The sequence below is a fragment of the Occultella aeris genome (genome assembly GCF_902703175.1).
Taxonomy (GTDB): Bacteria; Actinomycetota; Actinomycetes; order Actinomycetales; family Beutenbergiaceae; genus Occultella; species Occultella aeris.
The window spans coordinates 59,609-83,755 of sequence record NZ_CACRYJ010000042.1; the positions used below are offsets into that span (position 1 = coordinate 59,609).

The 24,147-nt window shown below is 72.1% G+C and carries 21 protein-coding genes; 13 read left to right on the plus strand and 8 right to left on the minus strand.

The window, feature by feature from the left end; translation table 11 throughout:
- Positions 1-268 precede the first annotated feature (268 nt).
- The 3 genes from HALOF300_RS14155 to HALOF300_RS14165 are packed head-to-tail and all read right to left on the minus strand — an operon-like array spanning position 269 to position 3,425.
- Positions 269-1,498, minus strand: coding sequence for a DUF4350 domain-containing protein (locus HALOF300_RS14155; protein ID WP_156741576.1), 1,230 nt, complete (start codon positions 1,496-1,498; stop codon positions 269-271).
- Entirely contained in the window at positions 1,495-2,199 is a 705-nt protein-coding gene (locus HALOF300_RS14160; RefSeq protein ID WP_156741577.1) for a DUF4129 domain-containing protein, read from the minus strand. Before HALOF300_RS14160 ends, HALOF300_RS14155 begins: the two co-directional genes overlap by 4 nt.
- Positions 2,196-3,425: a DUF7544 domain-containing protein gene (locus HALOF300_RS14165; protein ID WP_156741578.1), complete on the minus strand. Its 1,230-nt coding sequence runs from the start codon at positions 3,423-3,425 to the stop codon at positions 2,196-2,198. Before HALOF300_RS14165 ends, HALOF300_RS14160 begins: the two co-directional genes overlap by 4 nt.
- Before the next feature lie 97 nt (positions 3,426-3,522).
- Between HALOF300_RS14165 and mtrA the strand changes: the two genes are divergently transcribed.
- The 7 genes from mtrA (at position 3,523) to secA (ending at position 13,897) form a co-directional block, all read left to right on the plus strand.
- The gene (mtrA, locus tag HALOF300_RS14170; protein ID WP_156741579.1) at positions 3,523-4,206 is read left to right on the plus strand and encodes an MtrAB system response regulator MtrA; all 684 of its coding nucleotides are present in this window, start codon (positions 3,523-3,525) and stop codon (positions 4,204-4,206) included.
- Entirely contained in the window at positions 4,203-5,936 is a 1,734-nt protein-coding gene (mtrB, locus tag HALOF300_RS14175) for an MtrAB system histidine kinase MtrB (RefSeq protein ID WP_156741580.1), read from the plus strand. The genes mtrA and mtrB overlap by 4 nt, the downstream gene beginning before the upstream one ends.
- The gene (locus HALOF300_RS14180; protein WP_156741581.1) at positions 5,933-7,642 is read left to right on the plus strand and encodes an LpqB family beta-propeller domain-containing protein; all 1,710 of its coding nucleotides are present in this window, start codon (positions 5,933-5,935) and stop codon (positions 7,640-7,642) included. Before mtrB ends, HALOF300_RS14180 begins: the two co-directional genes overlap by 4 nt.
- Positions 7,643-7,742: 100 nt before the next feature.
- Positions 7,743-8,525: a ComF family protein gene (locus HALOF300_RS14185; RefSeq protein ID WP_156741582.1), complete on the plus strand. Its 783-nt coding sequence runs from the start codon at positions 7,743-7,745 to the stop codon at positions 8,523-8,525.
- A gap of 239 nt (positions 8,526-8,764) precedes the next feature.
- Positions 8,765-9,412, plus strand: coding sequence for a ribosome hibernation-promoting factor, HPF/YfiA family (hpf, locus tag HALOF300_RS14190; RefSeq protein WP_156741583.1), 648 nt, complete (start codon positions 8,765-8,767; stop codon positions 9,410-9,412).
- A 153-nt stretch (positions 9,413-9,565) separates the two neighbouring features.
- On the plus strand, positions 9,566-10,804 hold the full coding sequence (locus HALOF300_RS14195; RefSeq protein WP_156741584.1) for a winged helix-turn-helix domain-containing protein: 1,239 nt from the start codon (positions 9,566-9,568) through the stop codon (positions 10,802-10,804).
- Positions 10,805-10,924: 120 nt separating this feature from the next.
- The gene (secA, locus tag HALOF300_RS14200; protein WP_156741585.1) at positions 10,925-13,897 is read left to right on the plus strand and encodes a preprotein translocase subunit SecA; all 2,973 of its coding nucleotides are present in this window, start codon (positions 10,925-10,927) and stop codon (positions 13,895-13,897) included.
- Between the two features lie 57 nt (positions 13,898-13,954).
- Here the strand turns inward: secA and HALOF300_RS14205 are convergent, their stop codons facing one another.
- Both HALOF300_RS14205 and HALOF300_RS14210 read right to left on the minus strand, forming a co-directional pair.
- Positions 13,955-14,497 (minus strand): Rv3235 family protein, encoded by a 543-nt coding sequence (locus HALOF300_RS14205; protein WP_156741586.1) that lies wholly within the window; start codon positions 14,495-14,497, stop codon positions 13,955-13,957.
- A 10-nt stretch (positions 14,498-14,507) separates the two neighbouring features.
- Complete coding sequence (locus HALOF300_RS14210; protein ID WP_156741587.1) at positions 14,508-15,596, minus strand: LysM peptidoglycan-binding domain-containing protein; 1,089 nt, start codon at positions 15,594-15,596, stop codon at positions 14,508-14,510.
- Positions 15,597-15,732: 136 nt separating this feature from the next.
- Here HALOF300_RS14210 and HALOF300_RS14215 point away from each other — a divergent pair, with 136 nt between their 5' ends.
- The 3 genes from HALOF300_RS14215 (at position 15,733) to HALOF300_RS14225 (ending at position 18,887) form a co-directional block, all read left to right on the plus strand.
- Positions 15,733-16,239, plus strand: a complete 507-nt coding sequence (locus HALOF300_RS14215) for a hypothetical protein (RefSeq protein ID WP_156741588.1) — start codon at positions 15,733-15,735, stop codon at positions 16,237-16,239.
- Positions 16,240-16,449: 210 nt separating this feature from the next.
- The gene (gene uraD / locus HALOF300_RS14220; protein ID WP_156741589.1) at positions 16,450-18,372 is read left to right on the plus strand and encodes a 2-oxo-4-hydroxy-4-carboxy-5-ureidoimidazoline decarboxylase; all 1,923 of its coding nucleotides are present in this window, start codon (positions 16,450-16,452) and stop codon (positions 18,370-18,372) included.
- Between the two features lie 2 nt (positions 18,373-18,374).
- Positions 18,375-18,887, plus strand: a complete 513-nt coding sequence (locus HALOF300_RS14225) for a nucleoside deaminase (RefSeq protein ID WP_231955385.1) — start codon at positions 18,375-18,377, stop codon at positions 18,885-18,887.
- A gap of 4 nt (positions 18,888-18,891) precedes the next feature.
- Here the strand turns inward: HALOF300_RS14225 and HALOF300_RS14230 are convergent, their stop codons facing one another.
- On the minus strand, positions 18,892-20,454 hold the full coding sequence (locus HALOF300_RS14230) for a helix-turn-helix domain-containing protein (protein ID WP_156741590.1): 1,563 nt from the start codon (positions 20,452-20,454) through the stop codon (positions 18,892-18,894).
- 80 nt (positions 20,455-20,534) lie between these two features.
- The gene (locus HALOF300_RS14235; protein WP_156741591.1) at positions 20,535-20,786 is read right to left on the minus strand and encodes a helix-turn-helix domain-containing protein; all 252 of its coding nucleotides are present in this window, start codon (positions 20,784-20,786) and stop codon (positions 20,535-20,537) included.
- Between the two features lie 130 nt (positions 20,787-20,916).
- Here HALOF300_RS14235 and HALOF300_RS27365 point away from each other — a divergent pair, with 130 nt between their 5' ends.
- The 3 genes from HALOF300_RS27365 to HALOF300_RS14245 all read left to right on the plus strand — a co-directional run bounded on the left by HALOF300_RS27365 (position 20,917) and on the right by HALOF300_RS14245 (position 23,588).
- Positions 20,917-21,570: a hypothetical protein gene (locus HALOF300_RS27365; RefSeq protein ID WP_231955386.1), complete on the plus strand. Its 654-nt coding sequence runs from the start codon at positions 20,917-20,919 to the stop codon at positions 21,568-21,570.
- Entirely contained in the window at positions 21,567-22,958 is a 1,392-nt protein-coding gene (locus HALOF300_RS14240) for an AAA family ATPase (protein ID WP_231955389.1), read from the plus strand. The genes HALOF300_RS27365 and HALOF300_RS14240 overlap by 4 nt, the downstream gene beginning before the upstream one ends.
- Before the next feature lie 165 nt (positions 22,959-23,123).
- Positions 23,124-23,588, plus strand: coding sequence for a DUF6912 family protein (locus HALOF300_RS14245; protein WP_156741593.1), 465 nt, complete (start codon positions 23,124-23,126; stop codon positions 23,586-23,588).
- 13 nt (positions 23,589-23,601) lie between these two features.
- On the opposite strand, the gene HALOF300_RS14250 is transcribed toward HALOF300_RS14245, so the two are convergent.
- Complete coding sequence (locus HALOF300_RS14250; protein WP_156741594.1) at positions 23,602-23,979, minus strand: VOC family protein; 378 nt, start codon at positions 23,977-23,979, stop codon at positions 23,602-23,604.
- Positions 23,980-24,147 lie beyond the last annotated feature (168 nt).

Genomic DNA, 24,147 nt, shown 5'->3' on the forward strand with positions numbered 1-24,147 from the left:
GTCCCGGCCACGGCCGTCGCTGCCTCCGCCCGTTCGCGGGCGGCTTGCAGGTCCTCCCGCGAGACGACCTGCGTCGCGTCGGCCACCTGGCCGCCGGAACGCGCTGAGACAGAGGATTCCGGCTGAGTCAGTGCCTCAGAACCCGCTACCTCGGGCGCAATCCTCTGCCTCGACCCGGCGGGCGCTTCCGCGGAACCGTCGACCGCCGCGTCGATGGGGTCGGGTGCCTCGCTGGGCGGAGTTGGTTCGTTCGGCCCGGTGGGGTTGCTCATGCGCGATGAACCTCGCTTTCCATGGTGTCCAGGGCTTGGGTGAGGGCGACGAGAGATGCGTCGTCGGTCGGTGGTGGTCCGTACAGGAGGTGTTCGAGCTCGTCCGGACTTCGGCCGGTGGCCCGGACCAGCGAATCGATGACCTGGTCGGGGTTGGCGGACGTGGGGAGCCCGATCCGGGCGCCGACCCGCGCGAGGGTCCCGGCCCGCAGTGCCGCGCCGGCGTGGGCGTGCGCGCCGGCGCGCCGGTACAGCCGGCCGCGCCCGCGGGTGGTCTCGGCGGCGCGGACCACGACCGGCAGCGGCTCGACGACGACCCGCCCGAGGCGGCGGCCGCGCCAGATCACGACGGCCAGCGCCACGACGAGGAGCTGGTAGACGACGGCGTCGGGCAGGAAGAACGTCTGCGGGGCGGTCGCCCCACCGTCGTCCAGCGTGAAGGGGTCGTTCGGGTCCGGGACGTACCAGAGCAACTGCTCGTGCTGGCCGAGGGCTCGCAGTACGAGGGCGGCGTTGCCCTCCAGGGCGAGCCCTTCGTTCGAGGCAGGGAACCCGTTCGGCAGCGCGCGCCAGGTTCGGCCCTCCTCCTGCCAGACGGCGTAGGCGCCGGCCCCGTCCTCGAACGGGAAGCAGATCTCGACACGGCTGAGGCCGCTGATCCCGGGCCCGGCCGTGTCGATGGTGCCCGCGGCCTCGGCGTCCGGGTCGGTGCACTCGGCCGAGCGTGCTGCCTGGGTCCCGCCGGACTCGACCTGGACGGCCCAGGTCAGATCCTCGAAGGAGGCGTACCCGAGCCCGAGCAGGACCACGTCGGCCTGGGTGTCGGCGAGCGCGGTCATCTGGTCCGAGTTCAGCTCGTCGGCTCCGACGATCACGAGCGTGGTGTCCGCCGCGTCCTGCGCGAGCACCGCCGACGTCCGGGTCGCGAGCGTGACGTCGACGCCGTGTTCGCCGAGGATCTGCGCGGCGGCCCGGGCCCCCTCGGGGGCGGGGTTGTTCGGAGCCAGCGGGATGTCGGAGCGGGACTGCCCGCCGCGGCCGAGTGCCACGGCCGCGAGGATCAGGACCACCACGGCGACCACGATGACGATCACGGTGCGCCGGTTCGTCCGTTCGGGAGCGGAGTCGGCGGGCTCCGGCGCGTCCACGCGCCGGCCCCGCGCGACGATCGAAGGTCCCGGCGCGCCCGCGGCGGGGGCGCCCGGGTCCGTGGTCGTGCCGCTCATCGGGCCGCCGCCCAGGCGTCGGTGGCACCGGTGGCGGAGGCCCTGGTCGGCTTGGTGGCCGCGACCGTCCGATCCACCTCACGCAGCCAGGCGTCCTCTCGCTCGGTCGGCGCGACGTGGCCGTAGCAGACCTGGTCGAACAGGTCCGCGGCTCGGTGCAGGTCCTCGGCGCAGCTCGGCAGGCGCTCGGAGGCGGCGGCTGCGGCCTCACGTGCGGTCCGGCCGAGCCGGTCCTCGAGGATGGTCCGTTCGTCCAGGGACCGCACGATCGCCCGGAACCGTTCCAGCACGGCCAGCGCGTGGTCACCGGCGGCGGCCGCGGCGTCCGCCGCGGCGCGCAGCGCCTTGGCGTCGCGGCTGTCCCCGTCGAGCACATCGAAGCTGCCGCGTTCCGCCGAACGCAACCTCCGCCGTCGGACCGGCCCGCCGACGAGCAGCACGACGGCAACGATCACGCCGATGACGAGCAGGATCAGCAACGGCAGGAAGATCGGCCCGAGCGCCGAGTTGGCGGAGGTGATCGCCTCCCACAGGTCGCCCAGCCAGCCCAGGAATCGGTCCCACAGGCTCGGCTGATCGTTGTAGATCGCCTTGGCGAGCTCGGCCTCGGCCCAGTCCCGGGCCTCGTCCGCCGATGGGTCGAGCGGGACCTCGCGCGGGAGAATCGCCAGTCGGTCCCCCGCCGCCGGCGCTGCCGTCATGGTGCCTGCGCCGCCGCGGCGAGGTCCACGTCCAGGGCCTCGGTGCGGATCCGGATGTCGATGTACAGCAGTGCCACGACCGCGGCGAGGAACGGCGTGGTCAGGGCGGACGCGATCACGCCGCCGACGAGCGTGAGGATGGTCGTGAGGGTGCCGAATCCGCCGATCGCCTGCCCGATCAGTTGCAGTGGGTAGGTGATGACCTGGGCGAGGATCCCGATCAGGATCGTCGTGAGCAGGTAGATGCCGAACACCCGCCAGAACGTCGGGAGGGTGAGTCGCCAGGACCGCTTCAGCGCGGCGAAGACGCCGGACCGCTCGAGGACCAGTACCGGCGTCGCCAGCACCGTGACGGTGACGACGAACGCCAGTGCCGCGATGAGCCCAAGCACCCCGAGGATCCCCGCGACGGCGATCACGCTGAGCGATCCGGACGCGGCCGCCAGCACGATGATGCCGACGAACACGAAGCTCACCAGCGCCACCAGCACCAGGATCATGAGCGTGAGCAGCAGCAGGCGTCCGATCTGCGGCTTGACCGCCTGCCACACGTCGGCGAGGCTCATCTTCCGGCCGATCACCGACTGGCTCACCGAGTGGATCAGCACCCCGGTCAGGACGGTCGAGACCACGAACGAGAGCAGCCCGGACACCCCGGTGGCGAGCAGTTGCGACTGCAGCGTTGCGGTGATGTCGTCGAGGGCCTCGGTGTCGGACACCGTCGGGTCGAAGTTGCCGAGCGTCTCGTTCAGCTGCTCGAACGTGCCCCAGGTGGCGATCGCCTGGATCACCCCGAGCACCGCGACCACGATGGCCGCGAGCACGAACATCACGGTGGGGTTGGCCCGGATCGAGCGGAACGCGCCGTCATAGATCTCGCCGAGGGTGAGCGGCCGCAGCGGGATGATGCCCGGCTGCGGCGCCGGGCCCAGCGGGGTCATGTTCGCGCTCGGATCGACCGGCCCGTACTGGCCGTAGGAGCCCGACGGCGCAGGTCCGGCCGGTCCGGGCGGTGGCGCGCCGTACTGGCCGGGTTGGTTCGGGGGCTGCCCTTGTGGGTAGCCGCCCGGCTGGCCCTGCGGGTAGCCACCGGGCTGTCCCTGGTCATACCCGCCGGGCTGCCCCGGTGTGGTGCCGTAGCCGCCGGGGGCGACATCGCCCCAGCCCGTCGGCCCGGTCCCGTTCGGGTCCTGCCGGGGCGGTGTGGGCTCTCCACGCTCGGTCATGGGATGGTCTTTCTCCTTCGTCGGCGGTGCGCCGTGTTCATCTTTGCATGAGCGTGGTCAGGCACCCTCCTCGCGCGAAGGTGTCACGATAGGGCGCATGAATGCACGTGTGCTCGTGGTCGATGATGACGCCGCCCTCTCGGAGATGATCGGGATCGTCCTGCAGTCGGAGAACTTCGAGGCCTCCTTCTGCGCCGATGGTGCGAAGGCGGTGGACGCGTTCCGCACCGTGGAGCCGGATCTGGTGCTGCTGGACCTGATGCTGCCCGGAATGGACGGCATCGAGATCTGCCGGCGGATCCGCGCCGAGTCCGGCGTGCCGATCGTCATGCTGACCGCCAAGAGCGACACCACCGACGTGGTCAAGGGCCTGGAGGCCGGCGCCGACGACTACATCGCGAAGCCGTTCAAGCCCACCGAGCTCGTCGCCCGGATCCGCGCGCGGCTGCGCCAGGGCGAGACGCAGGGCACCGAGCAGCTGCTGATCGCCGACCTGGCCATCGACGTGCCCGGGCACCGGGTCACGCGTGAGGGTGACGCCATCAACCTCACCCCGCTCGAGTTCGACCTGATCGTGGCGCTGGCTCGTAAGCCGTGGCAGGTGTTCTCCCGCGAGGTGCTGCTCGAGCAGGTCTGGGGCTACCGGCACCAGGCGGACACCCGACTCGTCAACGTGCACGTCCAGCGGCTGCGCGCCAAGGTCGAGAAGGATCCGGAGAACCCGGAGGTCGTGGTGACCGTTCGCGGCGTCGGATACCGGGCCGGCGCCCCCGTGCGATGACCGACGCGCCGGGTGGGGCGGACCCGCCCCCGCGCACCGACCCCTTCGCAGAAGTGCGGCGGCGCGCCGAGCGGTGGCGCCGGCTGCTCCGGGTCCGGGCCCGGCTCGCGCTCCTGGCCTGGCGCCGCTCGCTACGCCTGCGCGTGGCCAGCACCACGGTTGCCGTCGGAGTGATCGCACTGGCGCTGCTCGGTCTGCTGCTGTCCGCGCAGATCCGCGACGGGCTCTTCGACGACCGCCGCGACCAGGTACTCGCCGACGCCGCGACCCGCACGGACCTGGCCCAGGATCAGTTCGACGCCTCGACGGTCTCCTCCACCCAGGAGGTCCAGCAGCTCGCGACCGACATGGTGTCGGGACTGCAGGAGACCTCCGCGGGCAGCTCCGGTGTGTTCCTGATGCGCTCCCCGAATACCCCCGCGCTGATCCTGGACCCGTCCACGAACGAGTCGCTGCGGCCACTGATCTCCCCGGAACTGCGCGAGCGGGTCCAGGCCGACCACTTCCAGGCCTGGCAGTCCGTCGGGATCCCGCGCTCCGACGGCGGACTCACCCCTGGGATCGCGGTGGGCTCGACGGTGACGCTCCCGATCGCCGGCGAGTACGAGCTCTACCTCATCTACAGCCTCGGCGCGGAGCAACAGAACCTGGACCTGCTCCAGGGGGTCCTCACCGTCGGTGCCGTGAGCCTGCTGGTGCTGCTGCTCGCGATGGCCTGGTACCTGACCCGGCAGGTCCTCGACCCGGTCCAGCAGGCGGCCCGGACGGCCGAGCGGCTCGCCGACGGTCACCTCACCGAGCGGATGCAGGTGCGCGGCGACGACGAGCTCGCGCTGCTCGGGCGATCGTTCAACGAGATGGCCGAGAGTCTGCAGCATCAGATCGAGCGGCTCGCGAACCTGTCCCTGATGCAGCAGCGGTTCGTCTCCGACGTCTCCCACGAACTGCGCACGCCGCTGACCACCGTGCGGATGGCCTCGGAGGTCCTGTATCAGGCCCGGGACGAGTTCAGCCCGGTGCAGGCCCGGTCGGCCGAGCTGTTGCAGACCCAGCTGGACCGGTTCGAGGCCCTCCTCGCCGACCTCCTGGAGATCTCGCGGTTCGACGCCGGCGCCGCGACCCTGGAGGCCGAGGAGGTGGATGTGCGGGAGGTGGTCCGCCGGGTCGTGGACCTGACGGCGCCACTCGCGGCGAATCGCGGCTCCGAGCTCGTCATGAACCTTGCCCCGACCTCCTGCACCGCGGACATCGACCAGCGACGCGTCGAGCGGGTTCTGCGCAACCTGATCGTCAACGCCATCGAGCACGGTGAGGGTGGGCCGATCGACGTCCTCGTGGGCGTGGACGCCCGCGTCGTGGACGTGGTGGTCCGCGACCACGGCATCGGGATGACGGCGATGGAGGCCGGGCACGTGTTCGACCGATTCTGGCGCGCCGACCCGGCCCGGGCACGCACCCTCGGCGGCACCGGCCTCGGCCTGGCGATCTCCCTCGAGGACGCCCGGCTGCACGGCGGCGACCTGGAGGCCTGGGGGAGTCCGGGTGAGGGCGCTGCGTTCCGGCTCTCGCTGCCGCGCCGGGCCGGCCAGACGATCACGACGCATCCGCTCGCGCTGCGCCCGGTGCGGTCCGACCCGGACCTGGAGCCGCCCGAGGATCCGTCCGCCGCGAACCCGGCCGCGCTGCCGGAACTGCACCCGCCCACCAGCCACGAGGAGGTCAACGGATGACCGCGAACGCAACGATGACCCGGAAGGCGCGGGCCGCCGTCGTCCTCGTGACTGTGGCAGCGATCGCTGCGCTCGCAGGCTGCGCGAGCCTGCCGACGGACGGTGCGGTGCAGCGCGGGGTGGAGGCGGCCCCGGACACCAGCGGCATCGTGCTCTCCGCCGAGGACCCGAGACCGGACGCGTCCCCGAGCGAGATCGTGCGCGGGTTCCTGGCCGGGAGCGCCGGCGGGTTGGTCGACAACTTCGCGGTCGCCCGCAAGTTCCTCACGACCGAGGGCAGCGACCAGTGGGACCCGGCCGGCGGCGTCGTCATCTACTCCGGCAGCGCCGCCCTGGACGTCGTCGAGGGCGAGGCAGGGGTTGTGGAGGTGCGGGTCACGGTCGCCGGCACGGTCGACCCCAACGGGGTGCGCACCGAGGCCCGGCCGGGCACCGAGACCACCCAGGAGTTCCGGCTGACCCAGGACGCCGACGCGCAGTGGCGCATCGAGAGCCTGCCCGACGGCGTCCTCATCTCCGACGTCAACTTCGGTTCGCAGTACCGCGGCACGCCGCTGTACTTCCTCTCCCCGGACGCCACCATGCTGGTGCCGGACATGCGCTTCTACCCGGCCCGCAACACCGCGACATACGCCATGAACGGCCTGCTCGGCGGGCCCGTGGAGTGGCTCAGCACCGGCGTGATCAGCGCGATCCCGAGCGGCACCTCGCTCACCCTGGACACCGTGCCCGTCTCCGCCGGGACCGCGACGGTGGACGTGACCGAGGAGATCTCAGCTGCCGGGTCGACCGACCGCGCTCGTCTCCAGGCGCAGATCCAGGCCACCCTCACCGCGCTGCCCCAGGTCCAGGACGTCGAGATCCTCGTCGACACGAGGCCGTTCAACACCTCCGACGTCGACCTCGACCTCACCCTGAACCCGGGGGTCGGCACGTCGCCGACGATGCTCTCCGGTGACGCCCTGGTGCGGTTCAACGGGACCACGCTGTCCGCCGCACCCAACACGGCGCCGCTGACCGGCATCGACGCGTCCGCCCCTGCGCTGCCCTACGACGACGACCTCGCCGTCGCGCTCGCGGACGACCGGTTCCTCATCACGGTGCCGACCCCGGACACCGCCTCGGTGACCCTGCTCGAGGGCACCGCGCTGCTCGATCCCTCCTTCGACCGGTTCGGGTGGGTCTGGACCGGGGAGCGCACGAACGCCGGGCGGTTGCTCCTGGCCCGGACGGACGGGTCGACGGCCACGCTCGAGGCGCCGACGCTCGCCGGTGCCCAGGTCGCCTCGATCCGGGTCAGCCGCGACGGCACCCGGATGGCCGTCGTGTACACCGGCGGTGGCGCGATGCGCGTGGAGGTCGTCGCGATCACCCGGGACGCCGACGGGATCCCGATCCGGCTCGGTCCGCCGCTGAGCCTCGCACCGTCGATGACGTCGGCCACCCAGGTGGTCTGGGTCGACGAGTCCACCCTCGCGGTGCTCGGCGCCAGCGGTGGGCCCATCAGCGTGCACCTGGTGACCGTCGGCGGTCAGCCCACGAGGTCCTTGCCCACCGTGGTCGACTCCGCATCGATCGCGGCGGCCCGCGGCGAGCGTGAGCTCTACCTGGTCACCTCCGACGGGCACCTGTACGCGCGCTCGGGGAACGGGTGGCGGCCGGTTTCCGGCCTGGATCCGGTGCGCGACCCCACTTTCCCAGGCTGACGCGGTCGCCTGCCTGTGGACGCACGCGCCGATGCGCGTGCGTCCACAGGTAACGCCCGACGGCGGAGGTCGCCTCGGCTGCATGCGGTGCGCTGGGCGGGTGTTCTCGCAGGTGTCGGTCCAGGTGCTGCGCACAGTGCTGACCGATGTGCTCGGCCTCGTGCTGCCGGTCGAGTGCCCGGGCTGCGGCGCACACGATACGCACCTGTGCGCGGACTGCCGCGAGCTGCTGACCGCGCCGCCGCGCCGCTGCGAGGAGGACACCGTGTTCCTCGCGGCCCGGGACGTGGGCGGGATCGGGCCCGCAGACCTGGGGCTGCCGACCTGGGCCGTCGCGCCGTACGCCTCCGGGTCGCGACGCGTCGTGCTCGCCTGGAAGACCGGCGTGCGCCCCGATCTGGCTCCCGAGCTGAACCGCGTGGGCACGGCGGCCGGTCGCCGGCTCGCCGAGCACCTGATCGAGGCGCCCGGGTCCGGACCGATCCTGCTGGTCCCCGCCCCGTCGGGCTGGCGGCGGCGCCTGGCCCGACGGTTCGTGGTGGGGGAGCTGGCGGACGCCGTCGCCGTCGGGCTGAGCACGGGGCTGGCCCGGCACGGGCGGGGTCGCCCGGTATGGGTGGTGGACGTGCTGCGCCGGCGTGGCGGCAGCTCCCACCGGCTCGGCGCGGCGGCCCGCGGACGGTCGAGCCGCGCGGCGGTGCATCTGGTCGCGGACCTGCCGCCCGGGGCACCCTGCATGCTCGTCGACGACGTTGTCACCACCGGCGCCACCCTCGCCGCGGCCCGGGATGCGCTCACCATGGCCGGTGGGCAGGTGCTGGGCGCGTTCGCCCTGCTGGCGACGCCGCGGCCGGGTAGCACGACCTGGCGCGCCGACCCATGACCTTTCGCCTATCGCATCCGTGAGGAGTGGACTAGCGTCAGGTCATGGAGCACGAGGCAGGCGAGGGGCGCACAGCGCAACCCTCGCCTTCTGTGTTCACCGGACGGCGTGAGGGGGAGGTGAGGCCCACCTGCAGACCGCGCCCCGACCGCTGAGAAAGGCCGGGTGAGCGCTCAAGCCCTGGCCGGGGGCCCCCATGAAAGAGGCCTCGGCCGCATTCTCTCGAACCGGAGGACGTCATGGAGATCGTTGTAGTCAGCCGCCACACCGAGGTGCCTGAGCGATTCAGGCAGCACGTGGAGGACAAACTCTCGAAGGTGGGGCAGTTCTCGCCCTACGCGCAGCGAGTCGACGTCGAGGTGACGCACGAGAACAACCCACGTCTGGCCGACCGGGCCGAACGGGTCGAACTGACCGTCCGCGCGAAGGGCCCCGTGGTCCGCGCCGAGGCGAGCGCTCCGGACCGGTACGCCGCCCTCGACCTCGCCGCCGGCAAGCTCTTCGAGCGACTACGCCGCGCCCGGGACCGGCGCAAGTCACACCACGGTCGCGAGGCGCCGCCGGTGCCGGAGCCCGTCGAGCTCGCTCCCGAACCGGTCGAGGACGACGAGATCTCGATGACCCCCACGCCGCCCACCGAGACCGGTGTGGCCGTTGAGGCACAGCTCGGAGACTCCCCGGTGGTGATCCGGCAGAAGGTGCACGACACCGATCCGATGACGGTGGACCAGGCCCTCGCCGAGATGGAGCTGGTCGGCCACCCGTTCTACCTGTTCGTGGATGCCGAGACCAAGCAGCCCTGCGTCGTGTACAACCGGCGCGGCTGGACCTACGGCGTGATCCGCCTGAACTACGAGGCAGACGCCCTGGCTCCCGCGACCGCCTGACGACATCCCCTATCGCCGAGACCGGACCGATCGCCCGGAGACCCGGACCCTGTGAGGTCCGGTCTCGGTGCGAGGGTCCGGTCTCGTGCGTTGCGCGCCAGGGGCGCGTGGCGACGTCGGCGCAGTGTCCGTGGTGGGCCCTAGGGTCTGAGCATGCCGCGCACGCTCACGCTCGCCCAGGCCCGCCGGATCGCCGTCACCGCGCAAGGGCTCGCCGGTGCGCCTGCACAGGCACGACCGCCCGTGGTCACGATGGCGCACCTGCAGCGGATGATCGACCGGGTCGGACTGCTGCAGATCGACTCGGTGAACGTGCTCGCCCGGGCGCACCTGCTGCCCGTGGCCGCCCGGCTCGGCCCCTACGACGTCGGGCTGCTGGAGCGGGCCACCACCGGGACCCCGGCCAGGCCGCGGCGGCTCGTCGAGTACCGCGCCCACGAGGCCGCCTTCGTGCCGCCGCGCACGTTCCAGCTGCTGCGGTGGCGGATGCAGGGACCGCGCGCGCTCCGCTGGTACGACGGGATCGCCGCGAAGGACCCGGACACCATGGCAGCCGTGCTGGACATCGTCGCCGAGCACGGACCCGTCACCGCGGCGCAGGTGCACGACCTGCTCGGGCACGACCGCCCGGAGAAGGTGAACTGGGGCTGGAACTGGACCGCCGCCAAGCACTCCCTGGAGGCGATGCTCGCCGTCGGGCGGGTCGCCTCCGCATACCGGAACGCGTCCTTCGAGCGGGCCTACGACCTGCCCGAGCGGGTGCTGCCGGCGGAGGTCCTCGCCGAGGACGTGCTCCCGCAGGACGAGGCCATCCGGGCGCTCGTGGACATCTCCGCCCGCGCGCACGGGGTGGCGACCATCCGGGGGCTCGCTGACTACTTCCGGCTGTCCATCGCGCAGACGTCGGACGCCGTCGCCCGGCTCGTTGCGGCGGGGGACCTGGAGGAGGTGGCGGTGGCCGGGTGGCACCGCCCGGCCTACCTGCACCCGGAGGCCCGCCGGCCGCGGGCCACGAACGCCCGTGCCCTGCTCGCACCGTTCGACCCGCTCGTGTTCGAACGGGAGCGCACCCTGGAACTGTTCGGGATGCACTACCGGATCGAGATCTACACCCCGGCGGCCAAGCGCCAGTTCGGCTACTACGTGCTGCCGTTCCTGCTCGGCGACGAACTCGTGGCGCGCGTGGACCTCAAGGCCGACCGGGCCGCCGGAGTGCTGCGGCTACGCAGCGCGTTCGCCCAGCCTGAGGCTCCCACCGCCGTCGGGCATGAGCTGGCGCAGGAACTGCGCGTCATGGCGGACTGGCTCGACCTGCCGGACGTCGCCGTCGATGCCGACGCGGCCGGCGACCTCATCGGCGACGTGGTGCAGGCCCTGACGGGGGTGCGCTGAGAGCGAACCTGTGCCGTGATCGGCGGTCCGGACCGGTACTGCCGTCGGAGCTCTCGCATACGATGGACGGTGCACCGGTGTCGAACGACGCCGGATTGATCCGATCCACCGGGAGTGTCAGTGCCTTCGATCCTCGACAAGATCCTGCGCATGGGCGAGGGCAAGATCCTCAAGCAGCTCAACGCGGAGAAGGATCAGGTCAACGCTCTCGAGGACTCCATGAGCGACCTGACGGACGCGGAGCTGCGTGAGGAGACGGACGTCTTCAAGAAGCGGGTAGCCGACGGGGAGTCCCTCGACGACCTGCTGCCCGAGGCGTTCGCCGCGGTCCGGGAGGCTGCCAAGCGCACCCTCGGCCAACGGCACTTCGACGTGCAGATCATGGGTGGCGCGGCGCTGCATCACGGCAACATCGCCGAGATGAAGACCGGTGAGGGCAAGACCCTGGTGGCCACCCTGCCGGCCTACCTGAACGCACTGTCCGGCAAGGGCGTGCACGTGGTCACGGTGAACGACTACCTGGCCAGCTACCAGAGCGATCTGATGGGCCGGGTGTTCCGGTTCCTCGGCCTGACCACCGGGGTGATCCTGTCCGGGCAGAAGCCCGACGAGCGCCGCCGGATGTATGCCGCGGACATCACCTACGGCACGAACAACGAGTTCGGGTTCGACTACCTGCGCGACAACATGGCCTGGTCCTCCGCCGAACTCGTGCAGCGCGGCCACAACATGGCCATCGTGGACGAGGTCGACTCGATCCTCATCGACGAGGCCCGGACCCCGCTGATCATCTCCGGGCCGGCCTCCGGGGACGTGAACAAGTGGTACGCCGAGTTCGCTCGGGTCGCCAAGCGGCTGCGCCGGGAGAGCGACTACGAGGTCGACGAGAAGAAGAAGAACGTCGGCGTGCTCGAGCCGGGCATCGAGAAGGTCGAGGACTACCTCGGCATCGACAACCTCTACGAGTCCCTGAACACCCCGCTGATCGGGTTCCTGAACAACGCGATCAAGGCGAAGGAACTCTTCACGCGGGACAAGGACTACGTGGTCATGAAGGGCGAGGTCCTCATCGTCGACCAGCACACCGGGCGGATGCTGCCCGGCCGTCGCTACAACGAGGGCATGCACCAGGCGATCGAGGCCAAGGAGGGGGTGGCCATCAAGGCCGAGAACCAGACCTTGGCCACCATCACGCTGCAGAACTACTTCCGCCTCTACGACAAGCTCGCCGGGATGACCGGTACCGCGATGACCGAGGCGGCGGAGTTCCAGAACACCTACACGATCGGCGTGGTGCCGATCCCGCCGAACCGGCCGATGGCGCGGATCGACCAGTCCGACTACGTGTACAAGAACGAGCAGGCGAAGTTCGAGGCGGTCGTCGCCGACCTCGTCGAACGGCACGCGTCCGGGCAGCCCGTCCTCGTCGGTACCACCAGCGTCGAGAAGTCGGAGCTGCTCTCGAAGATGCTGAAGAAGCAGGGCGTGCCGCACGACGTCCTGAATGCGAAGCAGCACGCCCGCGAGGCGGAGATCGTCGCGATGGCGGGCCGCAAGGGCGCCGTCACCGTCGCCACGAACATGGCCGGCCGTGGTACCGACATCATGCTCGGCGGCAACGCCGAGCACCTCGCGATCGCGAACCTGAAGGAGCGCGGCCTGGACCCCCAGGAGACCCCGGAGGAGTACGAGGCGGCCTGGGCCGACGCCCTCGGCGAGGCCAAGGAGTCCGTGGCCGCCGAGCACGACGAGGTCACCGAGCTGGGCGGCCTGTACGTGCTGGGCACGGAGCGGCACGAGTCCCGCCGGATCGACAACCAGTTGCGTGGGCGCGCCGGCCGTCAGGGCGACCCCGGCGAGTCCCGGTTCTACCTGTCCCTCGGTGACGACCTGATGCGTCTCTTCAACGCCGCGCTCGCCGAGCGGTTCATGAACTCCTCGGGCTTCCCCGACGACATGCCGATCGAGTCCAAGATGGTCACCCGCGGGATCGCCAGCGCACAGGGCCAGGTCGAGGCACGCAACTTCGAGATCCGCAAGAACGTCCTCAAGTACGACGACGTGCTCTCCCGCCAGCGCACGGTCGTCTACGACGAGCGCCGCCGAGTGCTCGATGGTGAGGACCTCGAGGCCCAGGTGCAGACGTTCCTCGAGGACGTGATCACCGGTGTGGTCACCGAGGCGACCAGCTCCGGCCCGCCGGAGGAGTGGGACCTCGAGCAGCTCTGGACCGACCTGAAGACCGTCTACCCGGTCTCGATCACCATCGAGGACGTGATCTCCGACGCCGGTCACGAGACCCGGGTGACCACCGAGCAACTCGTCTCGGAGCTGAAGTCGGACGCCAAGCTCGCCTACGAGAACCGGGAGCAGGAGATCACGCCGGACCTCATGCGTCAGCTGGAGCGACGCGTGGTGCTGTCCGTGCTCGACCGCAAGTGGCGCGAGCACCTCTACGAGATGGACTACCTCAAGGAGGGCATCGGGCTGCGTGCGATGGCCCAGCGCGACCCGTTGGTCGAGTATCAGCGTGAGGGCTTCCAGCTGTTCCAGGCGATGAACGAGTCCATCAAGGAGGAGGCCGTCGGCTTCCTCTTCAACGTCGAGGTGCGCAGGCCCGAGCAGCCGGCCGAGACCGATGGCGTGGACGTGGTGGAGGGCTCCGAGACGCCCGTGCTCGGGGCGGCACCGGAGCCGGCCATCGACGGTGCGGCCGCGGACGATACGGGCGCGCCGAGCACCGGAACGACGGACGGTGGCGCCAAGCCTGCCCGGCAGTCGGGCGCGAACACACCCCGAACGGCGGGCAAGCGTGCCGGACGCAAGTCGATCCCCGCGAAACCTGTCGTAGCGACCGGTGCCGACGCCGACGACCCGCTTGGGCTCGGGTCACCTCAACGGGCCACGAACCTGCGTTACTCCGCACCGAGCGAGGACGGCTCGATGGGCTCGACGGTGCGCGCGGCCCAGGCCGGCGTGACCCCGGCCGAGCAGGCCGCCGGGACCGGCGCGAACGCGGCCGCAGGCGCGGCGGGCGCAGCGAACCGGGAGCAGCGTCGCCGGGCCGCGAAGCAGGCCAAGAAGCGTCGCTGACACAGGCGAACCTGAAGACCCGCCCGACCGCCTGAGCCCGCTGATCCGCAGCCAGTTTCAGCCGATCTCGAGAGCCGTCGCGCGCCACCGGCCGCGGCGGGTCTCGAGCCGGATCGCGGCGGCCCTGACCCTGTTGCCGTCGTGCACCACCACGGACGACTCCCAGGTGCCCTCCGAGATCTCGCACGGGTGCACCCGGCGGATCGTGACCATCGGCGGGTGACTGGGTCGGCCGGCGATCTCCATGCCGAGGCAGGCGCGCCGGTTCAGTGCGGTCCACAGATCTGCGTCCAACCAGCGGGAGAGCTGGGCGGCCGGGCGTGCCCCGAGCAGGGCCTCGACGCACGCCCGGACGAGGGTGGCGCTCCAGGTGCCCGCGTCCGGGAGTTCGGGGACAGCACCGCGGGACCAGACCAGGCGTGGACCGGTGGTGTCGTCGATGACGTCCTCGACCGGGACCTCGGCGGGCGCCGGCGGGCCGGAGAACCGCACCCGGTCCCAGGTGCGCCGGTCCGGGGCGTTCGGATCGACGAGGAGCCTCGGCACCGTGTCCGGCGGCTCCGGTGCCGTGCGCGGCCGGGCTATCGGCTGAACGCTCATCGTGGACTCCTCAGGGGTTGGTGGGCGGGACGAGTTCCTGCCCGGGCTGGATGAGGTCGGGGTCCGCACCGATGGTCGCGGCGTTCGCCGCGTACCAGCGCGGCCACGCGGCCGCGATGTCGGCCTCGGTGACCGTCGACCCGTCACGGGCGAGGTCGGCGGCAGCGATCGACCAGAGCGTTTCGCCGGGCGCGACCTCGTGTGCCCCGGTTGCGGTACCCGCTGGGCCACGCGGCGTGGGCATCGCGCTCGGGGAGCCGGTCTGGGGTTGGCTGGTCGCCGCGCTCATGGGTGTGACGTCGGCTCGGCTGGTCGCGTCGTTCGCGTCGTTCGTGGCGCTCGCGTCACTCGGGGCTGCGGACTGTGGCTGCGTGCTGGTGTCGCTCTGGTCGCTCGGGTCGCCCGTCGGACCGGCCTCGGGTCGAGTGGTCAACTCGCTCGTGGCGGCCTCGCTCGGGCTCGCGCTCGGCTCGGAGTCCGTGCGCTCAGGCGTCGGCTCGGCCGGGCTTGTCGCCGCATCGTCGGGGTCGAACGCACCCCAGGTGAGGTCGGGACCCACCTCGACCGCATCGGTTCGGGTCTCGGCGTCGGACCCGGCCTCGGCGTCGGTTCCCGCCTCGGAATCGGTTCCGGCTTCTGGATCGACCTCGGGACCGAGCGCGGAAGCCGAAGCGGGCGCCGGGACGGAACCGGGTGCCAGATCGGAACCGTCTCCCAAGGTGACGTCGGCGCCGACGGCCGCGCCGCCGTCGGGCATGGGCAGCGCCTGCGCGGGCGTCACCAGCGCCCCGGCGGCCAGGGCGACCCCGACGCCCACGGAGGCCATCCGCGCCATGAACGGCGCGCCGCCGGCCCGCAGCGCCTGCTCGCCCGCGGACCAGCCGCGTCCGGCGGCCCGCGCGGTCAGACACCCCAGCGCCAGTGCTGCGCTCAGGCAGTACCAGGCCAGCACGCCCAGCGCGCACCAGAGCAGTCCCAGCGCGATCGCCTCGTCCACCGAGCGTGGGGTCGCGGCCGCGGGGAGGGCCATGGTCGCGAGCCAGGCCGCGACCCCGCCGGTGATCCCGGCGACACCCAGGGTGAGGAGTGCCCTTCGCATGAGACCACCGCATTTCATGTCAGTTCGTGTCGATACGTGACTTTCGATGAAGTTAGGTGTAGTCCCTTCGGCGGTCGCTGTCCAGAGGAACGGCGGGCCTGTGGACAACGCGGGCGGTCTCCCTACTGTTGGGTCCATGAACTGGGACGACCTCTTCGCCGACCTCCAGGCCCAGTTCGTGGCGCAGCAGCGGGCCGAGCAGGGCGAGTTGGTCGCGAATCTCGTGGAGGCGGAGGCGGCCACCACCACGTTCGGCGACCGGGTGCGCGCCGCGAAGGGTCGATCGGTGACCGCGCGGCTCCTGGACGGCACCGACCGTCGCGGCCTCGTGACCGATGCCGCGCCGACCTGGTTCGTGCTCGGCGAGGGCGAGCGACGCTCACTGATCAGGATGGATGCCGTCGTCGCGGCGTGGCCGTTGGCCGGCGTCGCACCCGCGCCCGGGCGGGTCGAGCAGGGATTGCGGCTGGGGCACGTGTTGCGGGCCCTGGCGGCGGACGGCGCCGAGGTGCTCGCACATACTCTCGGCGGGATGCACCGGGGCCGGATCGTGCGCGTCGGCGCCGATCACCTCGACCTGGCCACGGCGGCGGCGGTGCTCGTCGTGCCGTGGTCGGCGTTGTTGAGCGTCGACTCCCAGTAGGCGACGGCGCCAGCGAATCTGCTTCTGGAGGATCCTCCAAGACGAGCGCGGGGCGGAGCTCGAACGTTGGCGGATCGGTGACTGGCGTGGCCTACCCGTGATGCAGGACCGTGGTTGCCTGCGCACAACGCGGAAGTTGCATTCCAGGATTCGAAAGAATTGTTGGTTCGCAGATTCGACGACGAATCGACCCGACTCCCCGAGGTTCCCATGTCTGTTGCGACACCCAGCCCGAACCGCACCCGGTCCGTCCATCCGGTCGACGAGCGACTGCCCACGGGCAAGCTCGCCGTCTACGGCCTGCAGCACGTGCTCGCGTTCTACGCCGGCGCCGTCATCGTCCCGATCCTGCTCGCCGGGGCCATCGGACTCAGCGAGCGCGAGCTGATCCACCTGATCAACGCGGACCTGTTCACTTGTGGGATCGCATCGATCATCCAGTCGATCGGGTTCTGGAAGGTCGGGGTCCGGCTCCCGCTGCTGCAGGGGGTCACGTTCACCGCCGTGAGCCCGATGATCGCGATCGGCCTTGCCGCCGGTGGCGGCACCGACGGGCTGCTGGTGATCTACGGCGCGGTCATCGTGGCCGGGCTGTTCACGTTCCTGATCGCCCCCTTCTTCGCCCGCCTGATCCGATTCTTCCCACCGGTCGTGACCGGCACCGTGATCCTGATCATCGGTATCGCACTGCTGCCGGTGGCGGCCCAGGACGCGGTCGGCGGCGCCGGCGGCGACCCCACGAATCCGCGCAACCTCGCCTACGCACTGGGCACCCTCGCCCTGATCGTGGCCATCCAGCGGATCTTCAAGGGCTTCATGGCCACCGTGGCCGTGCTCATCGGACTGGTCGTCGGCACGCTGGCCGCGTGGGCGTTCGGGGACGCCCACTTCGGCGGGGTCGCCGAGTCCGCGTGGGTCGGCGTGACCACCCCCTTCTACTTCGGCTGGCCACAGTTCAGCGCGGCCGCGATCATCTCGATGATCGTCGTCATGCTGATCACCGCGGTGGAGACCACCGGTGACGTGTTCGCCACGGGGGAGATCGTGGACAAGCGCATCAGCAGGTCCGACATCGCCCGGGCGCTGCGCGCGGACGGACTCGCCACCACGCTCGGCGGCGTCCTCAACTCCTTCCCGTACACGTGCTTCGCGGAGAACGTCGGTCTGGTGCGGCTGACCCGGGTGAAGAGCCGGTACGTGGTCGCGGCCGCAGGTCTGATCATGATCGGGCTCGGCCTGTTGCCGAAGGCCGGCGCCGTGGTGGCGGGCATCCCGCACCCGGTCCTGGGCGGTGCGGCGCTGGCCATGTTCGCGACCGTCGCGGTCGTGGGCATCCAGACCCTCTCCCGGGTGGACTTCAACGACCACCGCAACATCGTCATCGTCGGCACGAGCATCGGGCTGGCCCTGCTCGTCACCGCGCAGCCGGCGGTGGCCCAGGCGGTGCCCTCCTGGGCGGAGATCATCTTCGGCAGCGGCATCACGCTCGGCAGCATCACCGCGATCGGCCTGAACCTGGTCTTCCACCACCTCGGGCGCGGCCGGGGACCGGCCGTCGCGGGCCGGCCCGGCGCGGACTCGATCAGCCTCGGCCAGGTCAACGCGATGAGCCGCGAGGAGTTCGTAGCCACGTTCGCCGTGCTGGTCCAGGGTGAGGGCTGGGTGGCCGAGCGGGCCTACGACCGGCGCCCGTTCGGCGACACCCAGACGCTGCGGATGGCCCTGCAGGAGGCCCTGTTCGCCGGTGGCGCCGACGAGCAGCGGGAGTTGATGCAGGCCTACCCGGACCTCGGCGGGCTCGGGGAGGAGGCCGGCGAGGACTCGGCCGCGGAGCAGTCCGAGGTGGGCCTGACCCGGCTCGACGAGGAGTCCCAGGACGAGTTCACCCGGCTCACGGCCACGTATCGCGACCGGTTCGGAGTTCCGCTGATCGCCTGCGTGCGTGACATCGGCGCCCGCGAACGCGTGCTCGCCTCGGGGTGGGAGCGGCTGTCGAACTCCGACGCCCAGGAACACGCGACCGCGATCATCGAGATCGCCAAGATCGCCAACCACCGCTTCGAGTCACTCGTCGCAGACGCCAACCCGATCAGCGCCGCGCGCACGCGTAGCCTGGACCGAGCAGGGAGTTGACCATGAGCCACATCGAACTCGCGAAGGGGCGGATCATGACCGCGGACCCCAGGCAGGAGCACTGGCTCGCCGAGGCCGTCGCCCTCGCCCGCAGCAACGTCGCCGACGGGGGCGGCCCGTTCGGGGCGCTCGTCGTCCGCGGCGGGCAGATCCTCGGGAGTGGCGTCAACCGGGTCACCCGTGACAACGACCCGACGGCGCACGCCGAGGTCTGCGCGATCCGTGCGGCGGCGTCCGCGCTCGGGGACTACCGCCTGACCGGGACGGTGCTGTACACCTCCTGCGAACCCTGCCCGCTGTGCCTGTCGGCCGCGCTCTGGGCGCGGGTGGACCGGGTCGTGTATGCCGCGGACCGCTACGACGCGGCGCGTGGTGGCTTCGACGATCTCGCGTTCTACGAACTGTTCGCCAAGGATCGCTCCGAGTGGGACACCCCTGTCGTCTCGCTCGAGGTTCCGGGGGCGGCCGCCCCGTTCGACGACTGGCTCGCCCGCCCCGACCGCGTGGAGTACTGAAGCCTCACCGCAGCCCCAGTGCGAGGAAGAGGTCGACCCGGTCGGCGAACCGGGACAGGTCCCGGCCGGTGAGTTCCTCGACGCGACCGATCCGGTACCGGACGGTGTTCACGTGCAGGTGCAGCGCCTGGGCCGTCCGGGTCCAGGACCCGTCGTTCTCGAGGAACGCCACGAGGGTCTCCTCCAGCGCCGTGTCCTGGTGCTCGGCCCGGCGGGTGGCCAGTGCGCCGAGCACCCGGGCCGAGAACGCCCGCCGCACCTCGTCCGGGACCGCCGCGAGCAGGCCGACATGGCTGGTCACCTCGGCCGCGGTGACCACCTCCACCGGTGCCGGGCGAAGCCGCGCGAGGGCGAACGCGTGCCGGGCCTCGTCCAGGGCACCGGCGATCGCCGCATCGGTGGTTCGCGCGCTGATCCCGACACAGAAGCGGCGGGTCCCCATGGCCGGCGTCAACCGCAGCGCCGCGGCCCGGACCCGCTCGGCGGCGTCGATCCTCGCGGCAGGGACCAGCGCCAGCGTCACGCCGTCGGGCCCGACCGAACCGACCGCGCCGCGCCCGAGGTGCGCGGCGACGTCCTCCAGGATCGCGCCGGTGGCGCCGGCCGGCGCGCCCGGGCCGGGCCCGGCAACCACCGCGACGAACGGTTCGCGGGGGTCCACGCCGCACTGGTCCAGCAACGCGTGCGCCTCGGCGCCGGAGCCGTGGCCCTGCGCCACGAGCGCCAGGACGCCGTCGGCCAGCGTGTGCGCGACCTGGCGCACCGGCGCCCGGCGGGCCTCGTCCAGGGCGACGACGGCGCACAGCTGGGTGATCGTGTCCAGGTGGTCATCCGGCCAGTTCGCCCAACTGCCCTCGACGAGCACCATCGTGGTGGTCACCCGGTCCGCGAGGGCACCGGCGCCGGCGAACACCGACCACTGCCCGACGGCGTCGCCCGGCTCCGCGGACAGCGTGACCACGATCGGGAGCCGCGGTGCGCGCAGGTACGCGTCGGTGATCCGGTCGAGCGTCGCGTCGGGGAGCGGGTCGCCGTCCCCGGCGAGCTGGCGCCCGCTCGGCGTCAGGACCCGGCAGGTCAGACCGGTCTCGGCCCGAACCTGTCCGAGCAGTTCGGCCACGTTGTAGCCCTGCGCCAGTGCGAGCAGCAGCCGGCGCTGGCGGTCCAGGCGGGCGGCGAGCTGGTCGCCCCGCTCGGTACCGACACGGCCAACGATGTACTCGGTGAGGGTGGCGAAGGAGACCGGCGGCGGCACCTCGAACAGGACCAGCCCGTGGCGGGCGCAGGCGGTCACGACGTCCTGGGGCACGGGGCCGAAGTAGGCCGTGCCGGCGGCCAGCGCGACCGCCCCGGCAGCCCGGATGGTCGCGACGAAGGTCTCCGAGTCGGCCGGCGCCTGACGCCACATCAGGCCGGAGATCACCAGTTCCCCGCCGCTCAGGTATCGGCCGGGGTCGATCAGGTCCGTCGTGTAGACGACGGTCACCGGCGACTCGAGTGCGCGCTCGTCCCCGACCAGCAGGCGCAGGTCAAGGTCCTCGGCGTCGAGGAGGTCGCGGAGCCTCATCGCCCGAACCTACCTCCGGCCCGGCCCTGCCGATCGCCCCTCGGCCGGCCGCCCGGTCGGTACCCGGGGCCGCAGCACCGTCAGCCCTCGGCCAGCGGTGCCGTCTCGTCGAGGTCCGCCATCGGGTCCCCACCGTGGGCGATCCGCTCCTGGGTGCGCTTGTACATCCGGGTGATGTACGCCTCGAGCTCGGTGTTCTCGACCCGCCAGGTGCCCTTGCCGCCGATCTGGATCGCCTTCAACTCCCCGCTGCGCACGAGGGCGCGCGCTTGCGACATCGTGATCTGAAGAACCTCGGTCACGTCCGCGAGAGAGAGGAATCGCGCTTCCATCCTCATAGTTTGACAGCGAACGGCTCGCCAGGAGTGAACATGAGCGATCTGTGCATAACTTCCGCAACGGGTGTTCTCTTGGCACCATGGGTGCACTCCTCGAAGGGCGAGGGGGTTGGGGGGAGCAACGATGCCCGATCCGAGCACACCTGCGGCACAGCGGCTGCGTCGTCCGAGTTGGCGCGACCCCCGGTTGGGGATCGGGATCCTCCTGGTGGCGCTGTCCGTGGCACTCGGATCGTGGGCCGTCACCAATGCCGCCGACACGGTCGAGGTGTACCGCACCACCGATGCGCTCAGCCCGGGCGACCGGATCGACCCGGCGGACCTGGAGGTGGTGCGGGTCCACGTCCCCGACATCGATCTGTACCTGACCCCGGGCGAGTCGGTCCCCGACGACGCGGTGGCGATCCGCGCCGTCGGGCCCGGCGAACTCGTGCCGGGTTCCGCGCTCGGCACCGAGTCGCAGGTGGAGGTCCGGCCGATCTCGCTGCCGACGAGCGCGGCCCTGGAGGCATACCTGGAGAAGGGGTCGCGGGTGGACCTGTGGGTGGCGCTGCCGGACCCGGACGGCGTCGGCGTCGATCCCGTGGGCCCCGCGCAGCTGCTGGTCGAGGGTGTGGAGGTCTGGGACATCCACGAGGACACGTCCCTGTTCGCGGGCACCGACCAGGTCCAGGTCCAGGTCCTCGTCGACGTGGCCGACCTGCCGGACGTGCTGGACGCACTCAGCAGCGGGGCGGAGATCACCGTGGTGCCGCTGCCCGGCCAGGCCGACTCGTGAGCACCGGGGTCCTGCTCTGCCTGCGCGGCGAGGTCGAGCAGGCACTGGTCGCCTCGATCGCGGCCGCCCCGGGACTGTCGGTGGTGCGCCGATGTGCCGACACCGCCGAGCTGCTGGCCGCGGCACTGGCCGGCCTCGGCTCGGTGGCCGTGGTGGACGCCGACTTCGAGGTGGACCGGCCCCTCGTCAGCCGGCTGCGTGCCGCGGGCACCCGCACCCTGGTGCTCTGCGAGCCCGACGCGGTGGACCGGCACGTCCGGCTCGGGGCTCTCGCCGTGGCCCCTGGCGGGGACCTCCTCGGCGCAGTCACCGCCCTCGCCGACGGCGCCGACGACGACACCGACCGCACGGCGGAGCGCTTCGACGCGGTCATCGGCGCCGGCTGGGACGATCCCGACGGGCCGACCGCGGACGTGCCGGACCGGGGCCCGACGGCGGAGTCCACCGAGCCTGGGGCCGTCACCGGAGCGGGAGCGGACTCCGGCGAGGGCGCGTCAGGGCGCGTGGTCGTCGTCTGGGGGCCGCCGGGTTCGCCGGGGCGCACCACGATCGCGGTCAACCTCGCGGCCGAGCTGGCCGCGGCGGGGGAGCCGACGCTGCTCGTCGACGCCGACATCTGGGGCGCCTCCGTGGCCCAGGTGCTCGGCGTGCTGGACGAGTTCGCGGGTCTCGCCGCCGCCGTCCGGGCCGCCGATCACGGCACCCTCGACGCCGCGTCACTGGCCAGGCTGACCCCCTGGGTGTCCCAGGATCTGCGGGTGCTGCCCGGCCTGACCCGGCCCGGTCGGTGGCGGGAGGTCAGCGGTGCCAGCCTGGACGTGCTGTGGGATCAGGCCCGCCGGCTGAGCCGATGGGTGGTGGTCGACGCCCCGGTGCTGGTGCCCGACGACGAGTCAGGGTTCGACCTCGGCCCCGCCCGCAACGCCGTGGCGGCATCGGCGTTCGCGGCCGCCGACGAACTGGTCGTGGTTGGCGCCGCCGAGCCGATCGGAGTGGAGCGCCTCGTGCAGGCCCTGCTCGATCTCGACGACGTCGCCCCCACCGGCCTGAGCCGCACCGTGCTCGTGAATCGCGTCCGGGCCACTGCCGCCGGTCCGCGGGCGGCCGCTTCCGTCGGGGAGGCGCTGGCCCGGTTCGCCGGCGTGAGCGACCCGGTGCTGGTACCCGACGACCGGCCCATGTGCGACCGGGCCCTGCTTGCCGGTACGGCCTGGGCCGAGGCGGCGCCCAGGTCCGCGGCCCGGGAGGCCGTCCGGGACGTGGTGCGCGCACTTCGGGACCGGGCCGGCGAGGGGGCACACGCGCCCGGGCGTCGCTGGTGGAGCGGGCGCGGCCGAGGGTTGCGCGCCGACCGGGTCGGCGTGGCCCGGACGCTGCGCGGACAGTAGCCGGAGCGCTTCCCGCCGGGCGCTGCGGGGAATCCATGGTGCACTCAGGCGCGGAGTCGGTTCCCCCCGGGTGCGCCCGACGGAAGGCCCGTTCGGACCCACCATGACGCACGGCGCGTCCCCAGGGTCCACCCGTCCCGGCCGCCGCTTTGACACACTGGCGCCATGCGCATCTTCCTGCCCGCCACGTCGGCCGACCTCGACAACCCCGACGGCGTGGGCGCGCGTCGGGCACACGCCCTCACCGCGGCGTGGCGGGCCGCGATCGGCGACGAGGACCCTGAGACCGGCGAGTTCGCGACCCTGCTGATCGCCGCCGACGAGAGCGTGCAGCGGATCGGCGCCGCCGGCGCCACGCCGCTGCGGGTGGTGATCGCCGCCGACATACCCGACGCCCAGGTGCGCGCACCGGACCAGGAGGCGCCGCCGTCGGCCGTGCTTGTCGACGACGTGCCGTGGTCCGCAGTGGTGAGCATCCATGTGGACGATCCCGACGACGGCGAGGTCCGGGACCTGGTGGCCCGGGCGGCCGCGGGCGACGAGGCCGCGCTGGCCGGAACCGGGGACGTCGACCTGCTCTGGTACGACGTCACCGAGCGTGGCCAGTTGCGAGACCAACTGCGGGGGTGACGGACCGGCCCGGTCAGGACCGGGACGTCCAGGCGGGCGCGTACGTCGGCGCGTAGAGCAGCACCGGGTCCAGGCCCGGGACGTCGAGCATCGCGCAGCGACCGTAGGGGCGCTCGTCGACGTCGCCCGCGAAGGTCGCGCCGCGGGCGGAGAGTTCGGCCATGGTCGCGTCCAGGTCATCGCACATGAGCGAGAGTTCATGGCGCTGGACGCCGGGTTCGGTCTGCCCTGGCCAGGTGCGCGGATGGACGCCGCCCTCGCTCGGGCCGCTGGCGAAGATGAGCCACCCGGGGGACGTCTCGATGAAGTGCCACCCGACGACGTCCCGGAAGAACGCGCGGGTGGCCTCGGGATCATCGCTGTAGACAAGGGTGTGGATGCCCGTGATCATGCGGCCACGATACGACCGGCCCCGGTGCGGCGGAAGACCCGATCGTGGTCACCCCGAGAGCCGGGCACCGCCCGACCCGTCACCGTCGGGCAGCGCGCCGCACACCCGCCGTTCAACGGCGCGCCGCCTCGCGGCCGTAGGGTGCTGTGCAGTGCCACGTGGGTCGGA

Bases quoted from the DNA above. Each gene is read 5' to 3' on its own strand.
- HALOF300_RS14155 (WP_156741576.1), bottom strand. From the start codon at position 1,498: ATGAGCGGCACGACCACGGACCCGGGCGCCCCCGCCGCGGGCGCGCCG.
- HALOF300_RS14160 (WP_156741577.1), bottom strand. From the start codon at position 2,199: ATGACGGCAGCGCCGGCGGCGGGGGACCGACTGGCGATTCTCCCGCGC.
- HALOF300_RS14165 (WP_156741578.1), bottom strand. From the start codon at position 3,425: ATGACCGAGCGTGGAGAGCCCACACCGCCCCGGCAGGACCCGAACGGG.
- mtrA (WP_156741579.1), top strand. From the start codon at position 3,523: ATGAATGCACGTGTGCTCGTGGTCGATGATGACGCCGCCCTCTCGGAG.
- mtrB (WP_156741580.1), top strand. From the start codon at position 4,203: ATGACCGACGCGCCGGGTGGGGCGGACCCGCCCCCGCGCACCGACCCC.
- HALOF300_RS14180 (WP_156741581.1), top strand. From the start codon at position 5,933: ATGACCGCGAACGCAACGATGACCCGGAAGGCGCGGGCCGCCGTCGTC.
- hpf (WP_156741583.1), top strand. From the start codon at position 8,765: ATGGAGATCGTTGTAGTCAGCCGCCACACCGAGGTGCCTGAGCGATTC.
- HALOF300_RS14195 (WP_156741584.1), top strand. From the start codon at position 9,566: ATGCCGCGCACGCTCACGCTCGCCCAGGCCCGCCGGATCGCCGTCACC.
- HALOF300_RS14205 (WP_156741586.1), bottom strand. From the start codon at position 14,497: ATGAGCGTTCAGCCGATAGCCCGGCCGCGCACGGCACCGGAGCCGCCG.
- HALOF300_RS14210 (WP_156741587.1), bottom strand. From the start codon at position 15,596: ATGCGAAGGGCACTCCTCACCCTGGGTGTCGCCGGGATCACCGGCGGG.
- HALOF300_RS14215 (WP_156741588.1), top strand. From the start codon at position 15,733: ATGAACTGGGACGACCTCTTCGCCGACCTCCAGGCCCAGTTCGTGGCG.
- uraD (WP_156741589.1), top strand. From the start codon at position 16,450: ATGTCTGTTGCGACACCCAGCCCGAACCGCACCCGGTCCGTCCATCCG.
- HALOF300_RS14225 (WP_231955385.1), top strand. From the start codon at position 18,375: ATGAGCCACATCGAACTCGCGAAGGGGCGGATCATGACCGCGGACCCC.
- HALOF300_RS14230 (WP_156741590.1), bottom strand. From the start codon at position 20,454: ATGAGGCTCCGCGACCTCCTCGACGCCGAGGACCTTGACCTGCGCCTG.
- HALOF300_RS14235 (WP_156741591.1), bottom strand. From the start codon at position 20,786: ATGGAAGCGCGATTCCTCTCTCTCGCGGACGTGACCGAGGTTCTTCAG.
- HALOF300_RS27365 (WP_231955386.1), top strand. From the start codon at position 20,917: ATGCCCGATCCGAGCACACCTGCGGCACAGCGGCTGCGTCGTCCGAGT.
- HALOF300_RS14245 (WP_156741593.1), top strand. From the start codon at position 23,124: ATGCGCATCTTCCTGCCCGCCACGTCGGCCGACCTCGACAACCCCGAC.
- HALOF300_RS14250 (WP_156741594.1), bottom strand. From the start codon at position 23,979: ATGATCACGGGCATCCACACCCTTGTCTACAGCGATGATCCCGAGGCC.